At 48.6% G+C, this 19,666-nt stretch carries 17 protein-coding genes and 3 pseudogenes; 4 read left to right on the forward strand and 16 right to left on the reverse strand.

The window, feature by feature from the left end; all coding sequences use genetic code 11:
- Positions 1 to 152 precede the first annotated feature (152 nt).
- Entirely contained in the window at positions 153 to 824 is a 672-nt protein-coding gene (locus L6H65_RS06950) for a vWA domain-containing protein (RefSeq protein WP_236339907.1), read from the reverse strand.
- A 72-nt stretch (positions 825 to 896) separates the two neighbouring features.
- Positions 897 to 1,412 (reverse strand): annotated as a pseudogene (locus L6H65_RS06955) (TerD family protein); the annotation flags it as partial.
- A 307-nt stretch (positions 1,413 to 1,719) separates the two neighbouring features.
- On the opposite strand from L6H65_RS06955, the pseudogene L6H65_RS06960 reads away from it, so the two are divergent.
- Positions 1,720 to 2,251 (forward strand): annotated as a pseudogene (locus L6H65_RS06960) (cupin domain-containing protein); the annotation flags it as partial.
- A gap of 1,210 nt (positions 2,252 to 3,461) precedes the next feature.
- On the opposite strand, the gene L6H65_RS06965 reads toward L6H65_RS06960, so the two are convergent.
- Both L6H65_RS06965 and L6H65_RS06970 read right to left on the reverse strand, forming a co-directional pair.
- Entirely contained in the window at positions 3,462 to 4,616 is a 1,155-nt protein-coding gene (locus tag L6H65_RS06965) for a sigma-70 family RNA polymerase sigma factor (protein WP_236339775.1), read from the reverse strand.
- A gap of 80 nt (positions 4,617 to 4,696) precedes the next feature.
- Complete coding sequence (locus L6H65_RS06970) at positions 4,697 to 5,977, reverse strand: phytoene desaturase family protein (protein ID WP_236339776.1); 1,281 nt, start codon at positions 5,975 to 5,977, stop codon at positions 4,697 to 4,699.
- 182 nt (positions 5,978 to 6,159) lie between these two features.
- Here L6H65_RS06970 and L6H65_RS06975 point away from each other — a divergent pair, with 182 nt between their 5' ends.
- On the forward strand, positions 6,160 to 6,702 hold the full coding sequence (locus L6H65_RS06975; RefSeq protein ID WP_236339777.1) for a PadR family transcriptional regulator: 543 nt from the start codon (positions 6,160 to 6,162) through the stop codon (positions 6,700 to 6,702).
- Positions 6,703 to 6,790: 88 nt separating this feature from the next.
- Positions 6,791 to 7,507 (forward strand): alpha/beta fold hydrolase, encoded by a 717-nt coding sequence (locus L6H65_RS06980; RefSeq protein ID WP_236339778.1) that lies wholly within the window; start codon positions 6,791 to 6,793, stop codon positions 7,505 to 7,507.
- Positions 7,508 to 7,692: 185 nt separating this feature from the next.
- Here the strand turns inward: L6H65_RS06980 and L6H65_RS06985 are convergent, their stop codons facing one another.
- The 10 genes from L6H65_RS06985 to L6H65_RS07030 form a co-directional block, all read right to left on the reverse strand.
- Positions 7,693 to 9,027 (reverse strand): LLM class flavin-dependent oxidoreductase, encoded by a 1,335-nt coding sequence (locus tag L6H65_RS06985; protein WP_236339779.1) that lies wholly within the window; start codon positions 9,025 to 9,027, stop codon positions 7,693 to 7,695.
- A gap of 32 nt (positions 9,028 to 9,059) precedes the next feature.
- The gene (locus tag L6H65_RS06990) at positions 9,060 to 9,872 is read right to left on the reverse strand and encodes an ABC transporter permease (RefSeq protein WP_236339780.1); all 813 of its coding nucleotides are present in this window, start codon (positions 9,870 to 9,872) and stop codon (positions 9,060 to 9,062) included.
- A complete protein-coding gene (locus tag L6H65_RS06995) occupies positions 9,869 to 10,720 on the reverse strand; it encodes an ABC transporter permease (RefSeq protein ID WP_371877673.1) in 852 nt (283 codons plus the stop codon). The genes L6H65_RS06990 and L6H65_RS06995 overlap by 4 nt, the downstream gene beginning before the upstream one ends.
- A 39-nt stretch (positions 10,721 to 10,759) precedes the next feature.
- On the reverse strand, positions 10,760 to 11,770 hold the full coding sequence (locus tag L6H65_RS07000; RefSeq protein WP_236339781.1) for an aliphatic sulfonate ABC transporter substrate-binding protein: 1,011 nt from the start codon (positions 11,768 to 11,770) through the stop codon (positions 10,760 to 10,762).
- A gap of 110 nt (positions 11,771 to 11,880) precedes the next feature.
- Positions 11,881 to 12,666, reverse strand: coding sequence for an ABC transporter ATP-binding protein (locus L6H65_RS07005; RefSeq protein ID WP_371877674.1), 786 nt, complete (start codon positions 12,664 to 12,666; stop codon positions 11,881 to 11,883).
- A gap of 183 nt (positions 12,667 to 12,849) precedes the next feature.
- Entirely contained in the window at positions 12,850 to 13,527 is a 678-nt protein-coding gene (locus L6H65_RS07010) for a TetR/AcrR family transcriptional regulator (RefSeq protein WP_236339783.1), read from the reverse strand.
- Positions 13,528 to 13,550: 23 nt separating this feature from the next.
- Positions 13,551 to 13,997, reverse strand: a complete 447-nt coding sequence (locus tag L6H65_RS07015) for a DUF1801 domain-containing protein (protein WP_236339784.1) — start codon at positions 13,995 to 13,997, stop codon at positions 13,551 to 13,553.
- A gap of 165 nt (positions 13,998 to 14,162) precedes the next feature.
- Complete coding sequence (locus tag L6H65_RS07020; RefSeq protein ID WP_236339785.1) at positions 14,163 to 15,041, reverse strand: hypothetical protein; 879 nt, start codon at positions 15,039 to 15,041, stop codon at positions 14,163 to 14,165.
- Between the two features lie 335 nt (positions 15,042 to 15,376).
- Positions 15,377 to 16,183, reverse strand: a complete 807-nt coding sequence (locus tag L6H65_RS07025; protein ID WP_236339786.1) for a sugar phosphate isomerase/epimerase — start codon at positions 16,181 to 16,183, stop codon at positions 15,377 to 15,379.
- Between the two features lie 63 nt (positions 16,184 to 16,246).
- Complete coding sequence (locus tag L6H65_RS07030) at positions 16,247 to 17,074, reverse strand: phytanoyl-CoA dioxygenase family protein (RefSeq protein WP_236339787.1); 828 nt, start codon at positions 17,072 to 17,074, stop codon at positions 16,247 to 16,249.
- Positions 17,075 to 17,198: 124 nt separating this feature from the next.
- Between L6H65_RS07030 and L6H65_RS07035 the strand changes: the two genes are divergently transcribed.
- Positions 17,199 to 18,071, forward strand: coding sequence for a helix-turn-helix domain-containing protein (locus L6H65_RS07035; protein ID WP_236339788.1), 873 nt, complete (start codon positions 17,199 to 17,201; stop codon positions 18,069 to 18,071).
- A 345-nt stretch (positions 18,072 to 18,416) separates the two neighbouring features.
- Here the strand turns inward: L6H65_RS07035 and L6H65_RS07040 are convergent.
- Positions 18,417 to 18,518, reverse strand: a pseudogene (locus L6H65_RS07040) (VOC family protein); the annotation flags it as partial.
- Between the two features lie 35 nt (positions 18,519 to 18,553).
- Complete coding sequence (locus L6H65_RS07045) at positions 18,554 to 19,666, reverse strand: response regulator (RefSeq protein WP_236339789.1); 1,113 nt, start codon at positions 19,664 to 19,666, stop codon at positions 18,554 to 18,556.

A 19,666-nucleotide genomic window follows, 5' to 3' on the forward strand; every position in this document is an offset into this window, starting at 1 on the left:
GTTCACACGCCTTTATTGTAGCATGGAATTTTTGGCCCTGCTTCTCTTCGATTGCTATTCTGGTATCCGATGGCTTTGTTTTTGGCATCCGTATCATTCCCGCTTACGAACAGCGCCTGTTCGAAGCTCAAATTTCTTGTCAATTGCTCTATTTACGCCCGAATAATTCTTTTATCCGTCGCCTCTTTAAGCCACAGCGGGAATTCGTTCAGAAGCTGGCTGTACAGCGTTTCATCCGATACCGCAGAAACATCCTTGATATGAATGAAATTGGCGTTATCCACAATCCGCCCTTCCATCGTGTCCAATCGCTTGAGCACTTCGAAATCAGAATTGCCAATCCCTACGAACTGCCAGAAAATAGGCTGCACAGCAGACTCGGTTATGACCTTCTTAATCGATTTCGCGACCCCGCCATCATTGATAAATATAATAAATACCGGTAATGCCGAATCCTCTTCTTGCGTGTATTTCCTTATAACATCCTCCATTACTGGCGGCTCGTTATTGCGGCCAAACTTGTGTATTTTCTTATTGTTCATAATATGATTCAGCACATAGTGCTCGAAGTCTTTCTCCGTAGCGGAAGGCAGACGGCTGTATTCATTATCGTAAACCCATATATCCAGCACCCCATCATCATCGAACTTGCAAGCTACAGCCAGGATTCGCTCAACGACTTCCTGAACCGTACCATTCTTATACAGGTTCAGCATTGAACCCGAAATATCGAGCACCAAACCCACTCTGGCTGCTACCTGGGTCATACCCTTCTTCTCCAAAGTAATCCCCACGATCTTCTTGCGCAAATCGATCGTTGACATGACCGTTTCTTCTACAGCTGCGGCAGCCTCCTGCGCCGAATCCTCTTCGATTTCCAATCCGAAGTTGGTGCATAATGCCGCCAGACCGCCATAGAAGCCGCTGCCAATCGCATTAAACTTCCATTCCCCGTTATGCTTGTACAGCTCGCCAACTACGATGGCTGTCTCCTTGGACAGGTCCGAGCCGTACTCATAACGGAACAGTTCTTCGCCGTTTTCCTCATTTATAAGCCGCAAATACATATCCGAAGTATCCTTCATGCCGTAGCCGTGCTTTTCGCCTTCATAAATGGTCACTGTGAACGCAATTTTGGCAGCACTTGAGGGGAGAGCGGACAGCGATAGCTTAACAGCCTCCTTGTCGGCTCCATTCAATGAAACATGAGTCAAGGCCCCGCTCTGCGCAGACGGATTTCCGTAGAAAATAAAGTCTTCTTCCCGTTCGCACCGGTTTCCCTCCGACAGCACGAAGCAAGCAGCATCTATGCTCATAGCGTCATTGGCTGCCCACCATCCGAATTGAAAGGCAAGCTTGGACAAGCTTCTTCCCTTTGTAATATCAATCTTTTGCCCTTTCAGCAGCAGCATGTGACCATCTCCTCTGAACCGTCTTTGGAATGACAATCATTCTATACGAAAATCTACATGGGCACAGTCTATTGCCATCCCCGTCCCTATTCTATCAATAATTCCAACCTGAAATCTTCTTATTGCAATTAAATGAACAAAACATCTCATGATATCAAGAGCTATAAGCTTTCATCATCATGTTTGGGCAAGGGTCTGCCATGAGATTATTGGCTGTCGATTGAAACAGCGAACTTTCATTTGAGAAGCGACATATGATATCCCCTCAAGGCAAAAGCCTACTACCAAATGAAGGGCAGGAACTGAAATGGCGGTTTCGTATATGGACTACGCTTCACCCTCCGCACAATTTACTTATGATGTGAGCAACAACCCATTTTTCAAAAAAGACGCCCAGAACTATATTAATTCCCTTTCCATCATGCAGTTGAACACGCTCGGGAATGTGTCTCTGCTCGATATTCACCTTAGTAGGGGCAATGTCATCGAGCCGCATATCCATCAGAATGCATCTGAGCTGGTCTACTGTATATCCGGAGCGCTAGTTGTTTCGTTAATCAACCCGTTTACAAAGGAGCTGCGCAACTTTCCCATCCAGCCGGGCCAGGTAGCGAATGTGCCGCAGGGCTGGTGGCATTATGAGATTGCTACTGTCGATAATACGCATGTATTGGCGATATTCGATGCACCGATCCCGGAATTTATAGGCGGCTCCGATCTTTTGCGGTTAACGCCAGCGAGTGTGTTTGCCCATACGTATTGTCTCAATGAAGCACAAGTGAAGGCAACCTTCGCCCCCATTACCCAAACCGTCTTCATCGGTCCCCCTGCCGATTGCAACAAGCATCAGGTCCAGAGTCAATCAGCGCCATCACATCATCATGCGCATCCAACGTATTCCAATCCAAGGCATGCTGGCCAGGCATATGCCATTCCAACGCATGCTAACCAAGTGCAGGCTAACCAGGCATACGCTATATCAGCACATGCCAACCAAGTGCAGGCTAACCAGGCGTTCGCTAGCCCAGCGCATGCCAACCAAGTGCAGGCTAATCAGCCATACGCTATATCAGCACATGCCAACCAAGTGCAGGCTAATCAGGCGTTCGCTAGCCCAGCGCATGCCAACCAAGTGCAGGCTAATCAGGCGTTCGCTAGCCCAGCGCATGCCAATCAATCGCACGCTAATCAGGCGTTCGCTAGCCCAGCGCATGCCAACCAAGTGCAGGCTAACCAGGCGTATGTTGATCCGGCCTGCTTCAGAAAGTCATTTTGTCACCAGTATCGCCAGTAGTATGATAACAAACACCGCACGCACCCTCCAACCAACGGTAAAAGATCACCGATACACTTGTATATTGTAAGGTTATAGGCCGGATAGATGAGCTTGTTCGCTGAAATGTGAAAGCAATATCATCTGGACGAATACAATCCTCTATACACCGAAGATGGATGTTAAATCACACTTGAACGCAGGGCAGTACAAGCGCATCTGTATTCACTCTTCAATTGGTTACTTAACCCCGCATTTATTTGTGAGAGGATACTGCGAGCAACAGCAGGTTCCATCGTGTGTTCAGCCACTTTCTTCGACAATGGTCACAAAAACCATCTCATAGATGAAAATACCATGAATCCTCATATGCTGTCGCTGTAAGACGGAAATTCCGCGCTACAGCTCAAAAAAATGACGCTTGGCGCGCTGTAAGACTGAAAATCGTCTTAAAGACCACAGAAAACCCCAGTATCCTCATATACTGTCGCTGTAAGACGGAAATTCCGCGCTACAGCTCAAAAAAATGACGCGTGGCGCGCTGTAAGACTGAAAAATCGTCTTAAAGACCACATGAAACCCCAGTATCCTCATATGCTGTCGCTGTAAGACGGAAATTCCGCGCTACAGCTCGAAAAAATGACGCGTGGCGCGCTGTAAGACTGAAATATCGTCTTAAAGACCACAGGAAACCCCAGTATCCTCATATGCTGTGGCTGTAAGACGCGCCAGTTGGATCGCCAGATGCTTGTCGCTGATTAGGGCAACTAAGGTGATCAACGTCGAACATGGCGCAATTTGTCGGGGTTCATCGTATTGTAGATGGCTGCGACTTTCCCATCCTCATAGGCAAATGCCATGGTGCAATAGGGGACAGCTCCCGCGAAAATAACAATTCCAGGCTGGCTGTTCACCACAGCCAATTCGATTGTCAGCCCGGTTTCAGCCAGCTTGCCCGCAATGCCAAGTACAAAGCGAATAACGCGATCACTGCCCAGAACAGGATGTACCGCCGCTTGAACCTTGCCGCCGCCATCGGATGTAAATACGGCATTTCCTGCCACTATGCGCATCAATCCATCGATGTTCCCTTCCGTTACATATCGCATAAATTGCGCCAAAACAGCCTCATTCGCCATACCATAGTTCAAACTATTTACATTCGTTCTATCTACATTCATTCTATCTACATTCAATCTATCTACATTCAATCTATCTACATTCATTCTATCTACGTTCAATCTATCTACGTTCAATCTATCTACATTCAATCCATCTACGTTTGTTATGCCTGCTGTGTCACTCTTAGTTGTTGACCGATCAGAATCGGACGTCTCCGATTGATCAGAATGGAGCTCTTGCATCCGCATGGACGGATAGATGCTGGATTGCTCATAGGAGGCAAGCTTCTTTTTTGCTCTGCTCAGTATTTGTCTGCAATTTTCGGGCTTTTTATCGACCATCTGGGCTGCTTCCTCAAAGCTGTAGGCGAAAACCTCGCGAAGCAAGAAAATTGCCCTTTCAATAGGAGACAGCTGCTCCAGCATAATCAGATAGGCGACAGATAAGGAGTCCTGCAGCAGCAGCCGCTGCAAGGGATCGACTCCCTCTCGATCAACAGCCGCATGATGATCTGTTCTTTCCTCGCCAAACCTCACCATAGGTTCGGGGAGCCATGCGCCGAAATACTGTTCTCGCTGATGCTTGGCTGAGCGCAGATAGTCAATGCAGCGGTTCGTTACCATTTTGCACAGATATGCTTTCACATGCTTTATTTCCCGAGAAATATGTTTCTCAGCGGTTTGCTTCCGCTCCCAATCCAGGAAGACATCATGAACGATGTCCTCAGAATCCATAACGCTGCCGAGCATGCGGTAAGCTAATGAAAATAGCAGCGATTTGTACGCTTCGTATAATGTTCCTGCTTCCATGATTGTCCTCTCCCATATCTATTCATCGCACCGCGCGCAGCTCCAGCGCGCGGTGCGGCGTTGCTTGACGGCGGTCGACCCTATCCGCGCAAAAATCGGATAACACCATGCGCTGCTTGCTTCGCGCTCGCAACTGCCGCATCTGCCAGCATGCCCTGCTGTCCGACCCAATCCCCAGAAACATACATGCCCCTGAGACCTGTATCCTCTACGGCTGGCCTGCCCGCCATGCCCAGGATTGGCATCGTATTCGCAACCACTGCCTTCGGTATAAACCGTTCGGATACCAGCTCATTCCGCCAGCCGGGCTGCAGCATGCTCATCCATGCCTCAAGCTCCTTGCGGTCCTGTGCGGCGTCGATTTGCTCGACACTAGCTTGATATTTCAATAAATGAATTACCTGATGCCCCTCATTATTCAGTCTCGCAGCCTTGGAATGGTTCGAGTAATACAATGGGCGCTCCATATGAAGGGCGAATGAACGCTTGGGCTGGGCAAGTTTTCGGACCGTAATATCCAGGCAGCTCGCATAGGATGCGGTCATTCTTGCCCCCCACTGCTTTAGCTTATCCCCGTATTGCCCGCCTGCCTTACTCAGCAGCCGGATTGCTTCCTCAGGCGATACCGCCGCAATTACTGTCGATGCTGCTAATCGTTCCTCATTCGCAAGCACCACGCCTGCGGTTTCTCCCCCGTCTATCAGGATTGCTTCCGCCTTGCCCTTAATAATTGCCACGCCTTCTATCTCAGCGCGTTTCTTTAATGCATCGATCAGGCTTTGCCAGCCATCATGCAGATAGTATACACCGTCCACTGCCACTTGTCCTTGCTTAATAATTGCGCCAGCACTCAGCTTCTCCGGGCAATTCGAATAGGTCCATAATCGCCCCATAGCGAGCATGAATTGCTGTGCGCCCCGGTCATGCGGAAAATATTTTACAACCCAATCCATCCATGAAATATCACGTAAAGCCGAAGAATCTATCGCTTTCAATCGCAGCAGCAGCTTGGCAAGCTTCATTCTCCCTTTCCATGTCAGCAACTTGGAAGTCAGCAGCGCACCCGCGTTGATAGGCAACGGGAACAAACTTCCTTCCAATACGGCAGTTCCGCTTAGAGGCAAATTGCCAGCTTCAATGGGGATCCCTAATTCCCGTATGATGGCTGCCGCCTCTCCAGATCGATATAGCGCATGCGCCCCCATGTTCAGCACGCTCCCCTTCATCATTTCCGATGAAGCGCGGCCACCCAGCTTATCATTCCTCTCCACTAGCACAACGGCATGCCCTGCCTGTGCTGCAACAATCGAAGCGATAAGCCCGCTCAGTCCGCTGCCAATAATTACAGTATCCCATTTCATCTCATTCTCCCCTTTCTCCTGCTTATGCATGTGACGAGGCGAGGTCTTATTTTGTGACACGAAGTCGGTGTTAACATTCCAATCGTCCAGCTTCTACAATAGAAACAGTAAAAAAGTTGCTTTATATACCTAATAGGTATGTTATACTTTGGATAATCATATAGGTTTGAGGAGTGAACACAATGGAGTTTGTTATTTTAGGACTTCTACTGCTGCGCAATATGTCCCAATATGATATCCGGAATGTGCTGCAGCAAAAGATATCGCCCTTCTACAGCGCAAGTCTCGGAAGCATACAAGCAGCATTAAAGAAACTGGAGCGCAATGGACATATTGCATGTCATGACGTTGTTGAGAATGGGCGGCGGAAGAAGCTCTATGCGGTTAACAGTCTGGGGAAGCAGCATTTTATGGATTGGATGCTTTCTCCGATCATACCGAGTCGTTTAGAGCAGGACGCACCTACAAGATTGTTTTTCCTCGGGTTTATGACGCAGGCAGAGCGTCTGTCCATTATGAATGAAGTCATTGCGCTGCTCGAAGCGACCATTCAACAATATGAAGCTGCCTTTATCGAAGCCAAGCAGAAGGCAGTGCCGGAGCATTTCAATGAAATCGCAGTCTATCAATTCAAAACATTGGAGCTGGGACTCTTCTATCACCAAAGGATGTTGGAATGGTTCGGGAGACTTGCGAAGGAACTGGAGGCTGAGCGGAATGGATAACGTGGAGAAAAAAACGAGAACACTGACATTCAACAACGAGCGGTTCACTTATTTCATTATGGCAAATGAGGGCAAAGAGACGATTCTGATGCTGCATCCAGCATTTGCGGATCATACCATATTCCAGCAGCAAATGGATCATTTCAAGCATAGCTATCAGATTATTCTCGTTGATCTTCCAGGACATGGAAGCTGCTATAGCCATTCATCCACAATCACCATGAAAGAAATACCTGACGTTTTAGACCAAATCCTGTCCGACAACAACATTGCTGCCTGCCATCTTCTCGGTGTCTCCATGGGATCACTGATCGCACAAGCGTTTGCTGAACGATATCCCGATCGGGTAAAGTCGGTAAGCATCGTTGGCGGCTATTCGATACATAAGGCCAACGAGCGGATAATGAAGGCGCAGAGACGAGAAGGTCTGAAATGGATGCTGTATTTCTTATTTTCAATGAAGAAATTCAGAGCTTACATTACAACGGTATCGTGCCATACCGATTCAGGCCGTGCTTTGCTCGCGCAAGGGATTCAACACTTTAGAAGAAAGTCTTTTTCCGCAATGTCCGGCATGAACACCTTTTTCATTAAAAAAGATACCCCCATGCCATACCCGCTATTGATTGTCCTTGGAGAACATGATCTCAAGATTATCCTGGAGGGCGCTAATGAGCTTCATGCATTAGAAAAACAATCGCAATTAGTCGTTTTGCCGGGGGCGGGTCATTGCGCAAATGTCGATACACCCGATGCATTCAACCATACTCTAGAGTATTTCTTGTCAAGCTGCGCCATAAAGTAAGGCAAGCGATCATACGATAGTGGGTCGCACGACAAAAAAACGGCAAATGTCTGCCGTTTTTATCTGTCGTTTTCTCATCTTTTCTATATCACTTGAACGAGAGAGACGGAGCGGAGCAGGGGGAATGATTCTGGAGAAGCGTCAGCGCTCGCAAGGACATTCCCCCAGCGCAGCGGCCCCTTTGTTCATTTCGATCGTTCGAAGTGACGGACCTCTGGACGTTCCAGGCCAAGATGCTCGCGAAGCGTGCTGCCGGTATACTCGGTACGGAACAATCCACGCGTCTGCAGAATGGGCACAACATGATCGACGAACTCATCCAGATGGCCTGGAAGCACGGGAGGCATGATGTTGAAGCCATCGCAGCCGTACTCCTCGAACCATAGCTGTATAAGATCAGCCAATTGTTCATAGGTGCCGACAAATTGCATATGTCCCCGCGCGCCCAGCAGGCGGCGGCCCAATTCAAGAATCGACAGTTTATCCTTGCGAGCCATATCCATAATTAGCTGGACACGGCTCTTCATTCCATTGGATGCTTCGACTGGATCAGGAATATCCGGCAGTTGTCCTTCTACAGGGTAGCTGGAGAGGTCAAAGCTGAGCATGCCAGACAGCATCCCTACAACTGCCGCCGGCGGGATCAGCTCCTGCAGCTCTTGAAATTTGCGCCGCGCCTCCTCTTCGGTCGCTCCGATGATTGGCGACAAGCCCGGCATAATTTTCACACTGCCGCGTTTGCGTCCGTAGCTCGCAAGCTTGGAATTGATGCTTTCATAAAAGGCTTTCGCCGCTTCCAACGACTGCTGCGCCGTGAAGATCACCTCGCCGAAGCTGGCGGCGAAATCCTGTCCCGGCTCTGATGATCCCGCTTGAATGAGTACAGGATAGCCCTGCCGCGAACGAGGCACGTTCAGCGTTCCCTTGGTGGAATACCACTGTCCCTTGTATTCCACTTCCTTCACCTTCGACTTATCGGCGAATTGACCAGCCTCGCGGTTGACGATTAAAGAATCGTCCTCCCAGCTGTCCCAGAGAAGAGTTGCTACCTCGACGAATTCCCGCGCCATTTTATAGCGAAGTCCATGCTCAGGATGTTCAGCCTTCCCGTAATTATAGGCTTCAACATCGAGCTGTGAGGTAACGATATTCCACCCTGCCCGACCGTCGCTAATATGATCAAGCGATGCGAATTTGCGCGCTACATTGTAGGGCTCGTTATAGGTCGTCGATACGGTCGCGGTCAGTCCGAGCTTCTCCGTATCCGTCGAAAGTGCGGACAGCAATGTCAACGGGTCCAGCATGCCGGAGGCAGCCTGATCCGCTCCCATCACATATAGCAAATCAGCCAGAAACATCATATCGAACTTGCCGCGCTCTGCTGTCTGGGCCAATCTGCGATAAAATTTGTAATCAAAAATATTTTCAGCGCCCGATTCGGGATGACGCCAGCCGTAATGGTGGTGACCTGTATAATAAATGAATGCTCCCAGATGCAGCTGTTCTTGTCTCGTTCCCATGTTGAACCCTACCTTTCGCCTTCCGGTGTTAGTCACCCTTTGAATGTATCGCGCCAACGAAGCCATCTTTTCTCTAACAGCCTGACCGCCGAATCCGACAGCTTGCCTACAATAGCAAAGATCGAAATGCCTACAAACACCTTATCCGTTTGCGAGTAGGCTCTCGCATCCTGAATCATATAACCGACGCCTGCGCTTGTTCCCATCATCTCCGCAACGACGAGCACAAGCCATGCCACACCAAGCGACAGCCGCAGCCCGAGCAAAATGTTCGGCAATGCCGCCGGAATGATCATCTTGCCGAGCAGCTGCCATCTTGAATATTGGAAAATACGGGAAACCTCGATCAGCTTGCTGTCAACATTGCGTATGCCAAGGAACGTATTCACATAGACAGGGAAGAAGGCTCCCAGTCCAATCATCAGAATCTTCGAAAACTCGCCAACGCCAAACCATAATATGAAAAGCGGTATAAGCGACAGCAAAGGGATCGTCCGCAGCATTTGCAGCGACGGATCAAGCGTGCGCTCCGCCAGCTTCCCGAGGCCGGTAGACAGGCCAAGCAGCAGTCCGGCAGCCGCTCCGAGCAGGAAGCCAAGTCCTGCACGGTATGCGCTGATGCCCAGATGCTCGAACAGCTCGCCGCTTGCAATCAAGGAGAAGAACTGCCCGATAATGATTGAAGGAGCGGGCAATGTTGCCGCAGAGATCAGATCAAGAGCTGCGGCAGCCTCCCACACCGCGACAATGGCAAGTGGGACGAGCCAGCCATGAATGCCCTTCGGAATTCGGCTCAACCAATCACGGTCATGCCCCTTATTCGTACCGACTGCTTGCTCGCTCATGATATTCCATCCCCCTTATAGCTGTCCTGCCATCTGAGCAGCCTTGCTTCCAGTAGCTTAACCAACGAATCTGACAGCTTGCCCACTACGGCAAAGACGATAATACCGACGAAAACCACAGTGGTCAGCGAGAATGATCGCGCGTCATTGATCAAATATCCGACACCTGAGCTGGAGCCCATCATCTCCGCAACGACGAGGCCAAGCCAGGCAACGCCGACAGACAACCGTATGCCGAGAAAAATATTAGGCAGCGATGCCGGAACAATAAGCTTGGTGACCAGCTGCCATTTGCTGAATTGCAGCACTCTTCCCACATCGAACAGCTTGCCGTCCACGGAACGAATACCCAGGAACGTATTCACATACAGGGGGAAGAAAGCGCCTTTTGCGATCAGCAGCAGCTTGGAGGTTTCACCAAAACCGAACCAAAGGATAAACAATGGTGCTATCGCCAAATGGGGCAGCATGCGCAGCATTTGCAGCGACGGATCAAGCAAACGTTCTGTTTTGTAGGAAAAGCCTACCCAGATGCCTGCGGCCAAGCCCAGACCTCCTCCAATAACAAAGCCAAGCAGCGCACGCCATACCGATATGCCCAAATGCTGCGCCAGCTCGCCGGAAGCGGTCAAGCCCACCAGCTCCTCCCATATTTCACTTGGCGCAGGAAGCAGAATCGGATTGAGCAGCCCCCTCGCTCCAGCGACCTCCCATACAAGAAGAAGAGTAAGCGGGAGGATCGCTCCCAGCAGCACATTGGTCGCTCGTATGGAGAGGCCGCGTCTCTTAGCCCGGTTCTTCTTCTTCATCAATGTCGAGACTACAGCCTCTTCCGCACTCGCTTGCATATTAACGCCTCATTCCTACCGTTCTATAGTTGCATTGCTTTATTTCAACGGGTCCTTCAGCGCTGCTTCGATATATTGATTATCCGTTATCGCGGAGACATCGATCCCCTTGCGAATGTTCTTGATCTCCAATTGAAAATCTGCCGTCTTCTGCATTTCAGCAACGATGTTCTCGCTTACCGGGATGTTGATCATTCGTGCACGCTCGAATGTCCCTTCAATAACCGCCGCAGGTATGTTCCGCTCTGCTGCGTATCGATCAACAGCTGTCTTCTGGTTCTCTGTTTCCCACGCCAATGCCTTGCCGTAAACCTTCAAATACAAAGTAACAAGCTCAGGATACTTCTCCGCAAATTCGGTGCGTGAAATCGAGAATGACGGGGATAGCACATTCAATTGCTCGCCGTCTGTCAGCACCCTGCCTTTGCCTGTCAGCGCATTAATCGTAATATACGGGTCCCAGGTTGCCCAAGCATCAACACCCCCCGAGTCGAATGCAGGCTGCGCTTCATCCGGCTGCAGCTGAATAATCTCAAAATCCGTATCCTTCAGACCCGCTTCCACCAGTCCACGGTACAGGAAGTTGTAAGCATTGCTACCTTTCGTAACGGCGATCTTCTTGCCCTTCAAATCCGCCAATGTTTGCGCCGTGCTGCTGCTCGGCACGATTATGGCGACATTGTTTTTGCCATCCAGCACCTGAGATACAATCTTGTATGGAATGCCGGCCGCTTGCCCGGCAATAATCGGCATGTTGCCAAGCGTTGCTATGTCCAGCTTCTTCGAAGCGATTGCCTCGGTCATCGGAGGTCCGCTTTGGAACTCCGACCATTCCACCTTAACGCCCAGCTTCTCGAATTCCTGCTCGAACCATTTCTCCTCGCGCGCTTTGCCAAACAAGGCTCCGCTGCCCTGTACCCCAATCTTGATCGTTGCACCTTCATATTTGTTAGCACCACCGCCGCTCTCATCCTTTTCATTGGATGCGCAAGCCGTTGCGAATATGGATAGAATCAGAACAACAATGAGTACAGTATGGAATCGTTTCATAGATAATCTCTCCCTCGGAATAAGTAAATGGTGTATTCTCTCTCTATAAATTGAACGATGGAAATGAACAAAGGGGCCGCTGCACTAGGGAATGTTCTTAGTCTGGATGCCTATATACCCGCGCCTATCTCGAACAGCGGTTCCTCAACCTTCTCGAATTCATTCAGCACCAGTCTCCGCAGCTCCTGAAATGCGCTTCCTGTCCTTTTTCGCGGAAACGGCAGATCGATCGGAAGTATATTGCGAATATGACCAGGGCGAGGATTCATAATGACGACCCGCTCTCCGAGAAACACCGCCTCATCAAGATCATGCGTTACGAACAGCATCGTCGTCTTGTTGGTCTGCCAAATATCGAGCAGCACCTCCTGCAGATGAGATCTTGTGAAGGCGTCAAGCGCGCCAAATGGTTCATCCAGCAGCAGCACATCCGGGTTGCGGAGCAGCGCCCTGGCAATCGACACCCGCTGTGCCATACCGCCCGACAGCTCGCGAGGATAGGATTTCTCAAAGCCTTTCAATCGAACAAGCTCGATCAGCTCATCTACTTTTTTGCGAACCTCCGGATTTTTAAGCGATAGATTAGCGGCAATGTTGCCCTCCACCGTCATCCACGGAAACAATCTTGGCTCTTGAAAAATAAATCCCTTCTCAATGCTCGGACCTTCGATCTCCTTGCCGTTCAGCAGAACGGTACCGCTATAGCCAGTGTCCAGACCTGCCACAATTTTGAGCAAGGTGCTCTTGCCGCAGCCGCTAGGGCCGATAATCGTAATGAACTCGCCTTTCTTTACCTTTAGGCCGATGTTATGCAAGGCGACAACATCACCCGAAGGAACTGCAAACGTTTTGTTCAAGTTGTCGATCGTGAGCATTTCTGTGGCCAAGGTGATCATCCTTTCCGATAAAAACAATAATACATACCTGTTTACTTGGTATTAGGTGTAAAAAAAAGAGCTCTAACAGGTCTTAGCAGCTTGGAAGCCCCCTGCATTGCCACATTTTTACCTCTAATTCTATTCATTCCCACAAACTGAAATTCGGTTCGGTTTGTTATGTCGCTATTTTATCAGTCATATTTATGTCATGTCAAACATTTTTTTATAAAGCAGCTTATGATCACGTTTCACTGCAAAAAAGCCGGTCTCCGCCGCTGTCGAAGCTGGCGTCATAAACAGGCGCACAATATTCTCCGGCTCAATATGTACTGGAATTTCATAGCCAGGCGCAAGCTGCAGCGTAAGACCCTGAATAAGACTGACATAATAAAACGCCAGCTGCTGCGGGTCCCCTCCAACAATAACGCCCTTCGTCTGCCCCTGCCGCATAATGTCGGCCAATGGCCTCAGATTCTCCGTGAACCGCCGCGTCGCCGCTTCCTTAATCTCAGGATTGACAGACTGATTCGTTCGAATGCTCTGCAGCATAATTGTGAACGCCCAGTTGCTCTTCGTTGACAGCCAACCTTGGCTAATTTCATACAGCTTCTCGCGCGGGTCCATATCCAGACCGGCAAAGCCGCTGATCGCTTTCCCGTAGCTGATCTGTCCACGGAGCAGAACCTCGCTGAATATATCGTCCTTGGACTTGAAATAATTGTATACATTGCCGACACTAAGCCCTGCTTCACGGGCGATATCCTTAATGTTAGCTGAATCGATCCCAAGCTTCGCAATCGTTTCCAGCGCGGAAGTCAAGATATGCTCGATGCGCGCTTCTCTCATCTGCATATCCTTCTCTACATTTCTCGGTGACACTTCGCTTCCTCCTACAGCTCAATTTAGCCAGCACTCGTCGCTTCTATCCACTTCGCTACCACTGCTGCCAGACCTTCTTCCTTCGCCTTCACATCATTCATATCCGTAAATGTAATTGTCGCTCTGTCACCCGATAGCCACTCCAGCAGCCCTGTGGCATCCTCGAATAGAGGCGTCCGCACCTTAGTTTCCTTTACCTTGGCCCCGCAGTGAAAGACAAGCAGGAAATAGTCTTTGCCACGCAGATTAAATGTCACCTTGTCCTCTCCTGCATAACTGAAGCTCGGCGCATTCCACTTAATGCCTTCCTCCAATTGCCCATCCGTATGTAAAATAATGCTCCGCACCTCTTCGATTTCCTTCTTCAATGGATGCTCCAGATTGCTTAAATATTGGGCAACCTGCTCCGTACCGGACAGCTTCTTCGATTTACCGCCCTTTTTGTCCGACTGTTGCTTGCTGGCAGTCATACCATCAGCTCCTTTACCACATCATTTTACACGAACATAACGCATATTCCACAGCTCCCGACACGATCCAATATGTTCGGTCGACCGCCTATCATTCATGTATCCGGCGAATCCATCCACCTTCACTTGGACGCAGCTACTGATTTATTACTATATAGACTATTATTATTTTACTTCTTGCCATGGGAAAAGGATTAAAGGCGATTTAAGTATCTGCGGGAGCGAATGCTCTGTGCAATAATCAAATTCTGAGTTTTGATATTTATATCTTTTTTCATTACATATGCGGCAATAGTAGTTTCCTGTCTTAGGAACATAGTCATCAGCTGCAAAAAAACCCTTTTTCCTGCCACTCCTATTCATTAGAAATTCTATTATATTCAAAGTAATAATAACAAGAATTATTACAGATGTTCCAAGTACGATTACCATATAGATCAAGAAGATCGAGTTAAGGTATATATTATCAACAATTTTTTTACCTTCATTTATTTTGGATACAATATAAAATCCCGCTAGAAATATGTAAAAGGATGAAGTAATAATAATACAGAAAATGCCGATCCTCCGAATAATTTTTTCATACATTGACATATTCATTTTTTTAGTATGCCTTATGAAATTTTTACTATTGTAGTCTCGCAATTGATTAAACTCTTTATTCAACTTTAAAAGCACTTTCTTTTTTAAGTTTTTCTCTTCGATAAGCAACCGATCACTTTGCAGTCTCCCCTGCTGTTCTACAATGTGAAGTGATGATAAATCGTTAAACAGCTCGTCGGATAGTAAATACCCTTGCTTTTCCAGTAGCAATTGAATATCCTCGTCAATCAGGTATCGCTTATTGCTATTCATTCTCGTTTTTCTGATTAAAGGGGTATATACCTTTTCCAGCCTGTCGATAACAGCTTTTTCATAATTGTTTCTTTTATCATACTTATGTTTCGATAAAGACATCAATAAATTAGATATCAATGCAATTAAAGCAATTACCCCACCAATTACTGCTGAAATAATAACCGGGGTCTCTAATAACATATTCATTTATTACCTCCAATTAATATAGTAATTACCGCTTCAAAATCCTTTACTTTTCATATCGGAATGTTCAATTCCATATTTGATATATTATCTTTATCTTAGAAATCATGATCTCCACTACGCCCGCTCAGACTGAACATGGGGTTATCTTCAAGAAACTGGCGACCTAAGTCCTCCTCTTAAGTACAAACAAGCTGTCCCAGTAGTAGTAACCTACTTTCAGGACAGCCGCTAAATAATTGTCGTGCAGTTTACTAAACAAATATTAACTTCTAGGCAGTATATCGTCCTGACAATTGACAGGGGGCCTCCTGATCTGTCTGTTTCCAACAGCCCTCCTACCCTCTCCAGCTCATAAATTTCTCCGATACGAATTCGGTCATCCACTGGTTCACTTCCCATAGATCCGAGACGGGTGTGTTTGTAAAAGGCAGCGTGTGCATATAACCGGGAGGCCCGAATTCGGCGGTAAATGTAGCGAATGGACGGCCTGCTTTCAGTTGACAGAGCAGAATTCCTTTCCACCAGCCAAGAAACAGCTGCAGCTCTGTTCGATATTCCGGCGCTCCGGGATGTGGAACTTGAGGGCCCTCCGGATATCCGATGCGACCGTGAATATGAATCGTCCGCTCCATGGCAATGGTCAGGTTGTCCTCCTGATCGTCCAGATACGATTCGCACACGTTCACCCAATGGCTGAAATCCGCCGTAATTTTCAGCTCGGGGAACTTCCGCAGCAGTCGCGCTGTCGTCCAGGGGGTGAACATTGCACGCTGCCGATGCGTCTCGTGCCCGATGGGGATCGCGACTCGCTCCTCTGCCTCAATTGCAGCCGCGAAGAATCGGTCTTGCTCGCCCTCTGTCATGCAATCACGCGCACTATGCGAGACGATCATGATCGGCTTGAATCGGGCTGCACTCATCACCTGCTCCTCAAAGCTTGCAATATGATCTCCACCTGTGAATACTTGGGCGATATACTGGAAATCATAACGATTCAGCAGCTCTATGAATTCGCCTTCTTGCGATATCGCTGGCAGAGGCGCTTCAATACCAGCATATCCTGCCGCTGCCGCACGGGCGAATTGCTCCTCATACGTCCCTTCCATCCCCCACAATGCTTTGAACAGCTCCAGTTCCATCATTGAAGTCTCCTATTCACTCCGGGATTGTGATTCTTCTTCGCTTGCCTGAAACTGTCCCTGATGCTAGGGATACACAATCGGATTGATCGGACTGGCAGCCGCATCGCCCGGGCGAAGCCCCGGAAACCATTGCGCCATATCATTTTTGCGTGCGTTGCTGTCCGGCTCGGCAATAGTCAGACCATCCGCGATATAAATAATCGTCATCACTTCCCGCATACGTTCTGTCGGATTGCCAGGTGCGCTATGCAGTGTCCAGCCTGCGTGGAACGTCGCATCACCGGCTGCCATAGCACCGTAATCGACGGTTTCAAGCCCTTTTCCTTCGATATAATCCTTCAAAGTGCGATGCGATTCATCGGAAATCTCTTGCTTGGAAATATAACCATGCTTATGCGAAGCTGAGGCAAAAGTCATTGATCCCACTTCCTGCGGAACCGGTACGAGCGGCATCCACATCGTAATCGTCTTGTCCGTATCCAGCGGCCAGTAGATTTGATCTTGATGCCAAGGCGTATGGCCGCCTCCCGGCTCCTTGAACAGTGCCTGATCGTGATAGATGCGAACAGATGGCACCCCCATCAGATCAGCAGCTGCTTTAGCGAATCTGCGAGCGAGCACGAATTGGCGAACGGCATCGCTCATCATCCATATATTGCCGATTTGAATAAAGGCTTTGCCATACGTATCGCGCTCCTCCAGCGGCTTGGTCTGGTTGTTGTGCTCCTGGACAAGCTCGTTGATCACATTGCGATAAATGCCGATCTCATCCTCATTCGCAAGTCCTCTTAGAATTAAATGGCCATCTCGTTCATATGCCTGAATCTGCTCGGGCAACAGTGGATACTCGCTGCGAAGCTCAGGAAATCCGTTATATTTGGACGCTGTCATCGTAATTCCCCCTACAATAAGATACGATCATTTAACAACATTGTATGGGATTTTGACATCCTCGTCATTGTATGACATGATGATCTTGATTGTAAAAAACGACTGTACTCCAAGGTGAAATGATATGAATTTATTTGCATTTACCCAGCAGCATCCGATTGTCCCCTTCATTCGGGAGAGCGATATTCCCCAGCGGGACGCTTGTTATTTGCCCTTTCGGAAGCTATTGGATTACTTGCTGATCTATGTGCACAAGGGTGAGTTGACTATTGTTGCTGATGAAATTGAGCACCGATTAGTTGAGGATCAGTTCTGCTTGCTTCAACCGGGGACTGTCCATAATTTGCACGCTGCTGCTTACAATGAGACGCCTTTTGCTCATTTGGATTTGTTCTATCAGGCCCATCGGGACAAGAGCTTTCCGACCAAGCCCGGACAGATCGACCTTGGCGACTATGGACATCTCATGCAGCCCAGACTAAATGATTTTGAAGGCATCCACATCCCAGTCGTTTTGAAGCCTCGGCAGCCTGAGCTCTACCGCCGGCTCATGCTCCGAATGATCGAATGCTGGCTCACTCCAGACCCTCTAATGAAGCTTGCTGCACAAGCAGCAGGCACAGAGCTCGTCCATGAAATTATTCGTGATCATACGAGTGAATCCGGATTAGCAAACCGTTCTCCAGATACGCTGGATTGGATTGATTCCTACATGTCCTATCATTTGGCTGAGCCATTGTCCATACAGGATATGTCGAAGCGCGCACATCTATCTCCTTCAAGATTCAGAGAAGTATTCCGCAACCGTTTCGGAATGCCCCCGCACCAATATCTCGTTCAGCTTCGGCTGAATCATGCCAAAGAGCTGCTGCTGTCTACTTCCTATACACTGGCCCAAATCGCGGATTTCTGCGGCTATTCCGATGTCAGCCATTTCTCCAACGCCTTCAAAGCCAGAATTGGCTGCACCCCTGGAGCTTACAGGCTGCAACCCTGATGCGCGCTACGAGCAAGCGAGCCTCGATTATCTGCCAGAATAAAGGGCTTCGGATTCTACGACGCCTTGAAATCTGTTAGGAGGTTTTTCAGCCTTACAGCGCAACTGGCTTTATTTTTCATTGCTGTAACACGATTTTTCCACCTTATAGCGATAGTCGAAGCGTTTTTACGATGCTTTGTCCATCAGTAAGAGGAGTTTTCAGTCTTACAGCGCGCCTCGCTCCACTTTTCCAAGCTATAACGCGGAATTTCCGCCTTACAGGGGATGCTTGAATTGACTTTCTCAACAATATGATAAAGGCAACCCTGCCGTTTCGTTTGTGTGTGGTGGAGAATGCGCTAATATAATGCCTTGTGTCGGCAGCCCCAGTCCATCGCGGTAGAAGGCCAACGACCTGTCCAAATCATCGACACCTATTGTGAGCACTGTAATGCGCGGTTTCATATGATATTCAGCCTCCTTATCTCATTCGATTGCTTCTATTGCTTCAGCTTCATGAACAGCTCTGTCATTGGAAGGCCAGGCTTCATTCCAAGCTCCTGCTGAAGCAGCTCCTCCAGCTTGCGGTATTCCCTGATTGCCTCATGCGTTCTTTCCAGCTCTACATATAGACGGATCAGCTTATAGCTAATATCCTCTCTCAGCCCATCCAATTTCAGAATCTCACTGTAATAATGCAGCGATATATGCGCTTCTTGCCCCTCCAGATAGAATCGGGCGGCAAGCTCCAGCAGCTCAATATAATCCTGCTCGATCCGGCGTCTCTTTTCACTTGCCCAATCGTATGATTTGCCCTTCAGCATTGGCCCCGCATACAGCGCTTCCGCCTGCTTGAACAGCTCTGCCAGCTCTGCCCTGCATGCAGGAGCCAGCCTGATCGCCTTCAGCAATCGTTCAAATTCATACAAATCGCAATGGATGCCGCTCTCGTCAATTCGGATTTCACTTCTGCCTGCCAGTATGCATTCCTCTGTCTTGCTCGCGCTGATTGCTTTTCGAATGTAGTATAAGGTTGAGTTCAAGTTTTTTCCTGCTTTTTCGGGCTCCAGCCCGTTCCACAGCGTATCGATAATTTCTTCGCGGCTCACTGCCCCCTTATAGACAAGAAAGGCAAGCAACTCTTCGGTTTTGGGGCTCCGCAGCTTAACAGGCGCCTCGTTCTGGTCCCCCTGATAGATCTTCAATCCGTTAAAGAACAGTACGGTCAGAATGGGCGCAACAGCTGCGGCTCGCTGCTTTTTGTTTATTTTGCCCAGCGTCTTGTTCACCCGCTCCACAGTTACGGGCTTCAACAGATAATCCAGCGCATTCATTTCAAAGGCTTGGACCGCATATTCGTCATAACCGGTAACAAAGACGACCTGGATAGAGCTGTCCAGTTCAAGCAAGCAGTTGGAAAGCTTCATTCCATTAATGTCCGGCATCGATATATCCAGAAATGCGACATCTACTTGATTAGTCTTCATAAATTCATAAGCTTCCAACGGATTCAGAAACGTATGACAGACGCCAAACTCGCCGCTCTCGGATAATATCCGCTTCAACCGCTTCATCGATAATTCCTCGTCATCCACAATAATGGCTCTCAGCAT

Source organism: Paenibacillus plantiphilus (assembly GCF_927798095.1).
Classification (GTDB): domain Bacteria; phylum Bacillota; class Bacilli; order Paenibacillales; family Paenibacillaceae; genus Paenibacillus_Z; species Paenibacillus_Z plantiphilus.

Excerpts from the sequence above, each read along its gene's own strand:
- L6H65_RS06970 (WP_236339776.1), bottom strand. The coding sequence starts at position 5,977 with ATGAAATGGGATACTGTAATTATTGGCAGCGGACTGAGCGGGCTTATC.
- L6H65_RS07045 (WP_236339789.1), bottom strand. The coding sequence starts at position 19,666 with ATGCTGAGAGCCATTATTGTGGATGACGAGGAATTATCGATGAAGCGG.
- L6H65_RS06965 (WP_236339775.1), bottom strand. The coding sequence starts at position 4,616 with ATGGAAGCAGGAACATTATACGAAGCGTACAAATCGCTGCTATTTTCA.
- L6H65_RS07025 (WP_236339786.1), bottom strand. The coding sequence starts at position 16,183 with ATGATGGAACTGGAGCTGTTCAAAGCATTGTGGGGGATGGAAGGGACG.
- L6H65_RS07015 (WP_236339784.1), bottom strand. The coding sequence starts at position 13,997 with ATGACTGCCAGCAAGCAACAGTCGGACAAAAAGGGCGGTAAATCGAAG.
- L6H65_RS06950 (WP_236339907.1), bottom strand. The coding sequence starts at position 824 with ATGTCAACGATCGATTTGCGCAAGAAGATCGTGGGGATTACTTTGGAG.
- L6H65_RS06995 (WP_371877673.1), bottom strand. The coding sequence starts at position 10,720 with ATGCAAGCGAGTGCGGAAGAGGCTGTAGTCTCGACATTGATGAAGAAG.
- L6H65_RS07030 (WP_236339787.1), bottom strand. The coding sequence starts at position 17,074 with ATGACAGCGTCCAAATATAACGGATTTCCTGAGCTTCGCAGCGAGTAT.
- L6H65_RS07035 (WP_236339788.1), top strand. The coding sequence starts at position 17,199 with ATGAATTTATTTGCATTTACCCAGCAGCATCCGATTGTCCCCTTCATT.
- L6H65_RS07020 (WP_236339785.1), bottom strand. The coding sequence starts at position 15,041 with ATGAATATGTTATTAGAGACCCCGGTTATTATTTCAGCAGTAATTGGT.
- L6H65_RS06990 (WP_236339780.1), bottom strand. The coding sequence starts at position 9,872 with ATGAGCGAGCAAGCAGTCGGTACGAATAAGGGGCATGACCGTGATTGG.
- L6H65_RS06975 (WP_236339777.1), top strand. The coding sequence starts at position 6,160 with ATGGAGTTTGTTATTTTAGGACTTCTACTGCTGCGCAATATGTCCCAA.
- L6H65_RS07000 (WP_236339781.1), bottom strand. The coding sequence starts at position 11,770 with ATGAAACGATTCCATACTGTACTCATTGTTGTTCTGATTCTATCCATA.
- L6H65_RS06980 (WP_236339778.1), top strand. The coding sequence starts at position 6,791 with ATGCTGCATCCAGCATTTGCGGATCATACCATATTCCAGCAGCAAATG.
- L6H65_RS06985 (WP_236339779.1), bottom strand. The coding sequence starts at position 9,027 with ATGGGAACGAGACAAGAACAGCTGCATCTGGGAGCATTCATTTATTAT.
- L6H65_RS07005 (WP_371877674.1), bottom strand. The coding sequence starts at position 12,666 with ATGATCACCTTGGCCACAGAAATGCTCACGATCGACAACTTGAACAAA.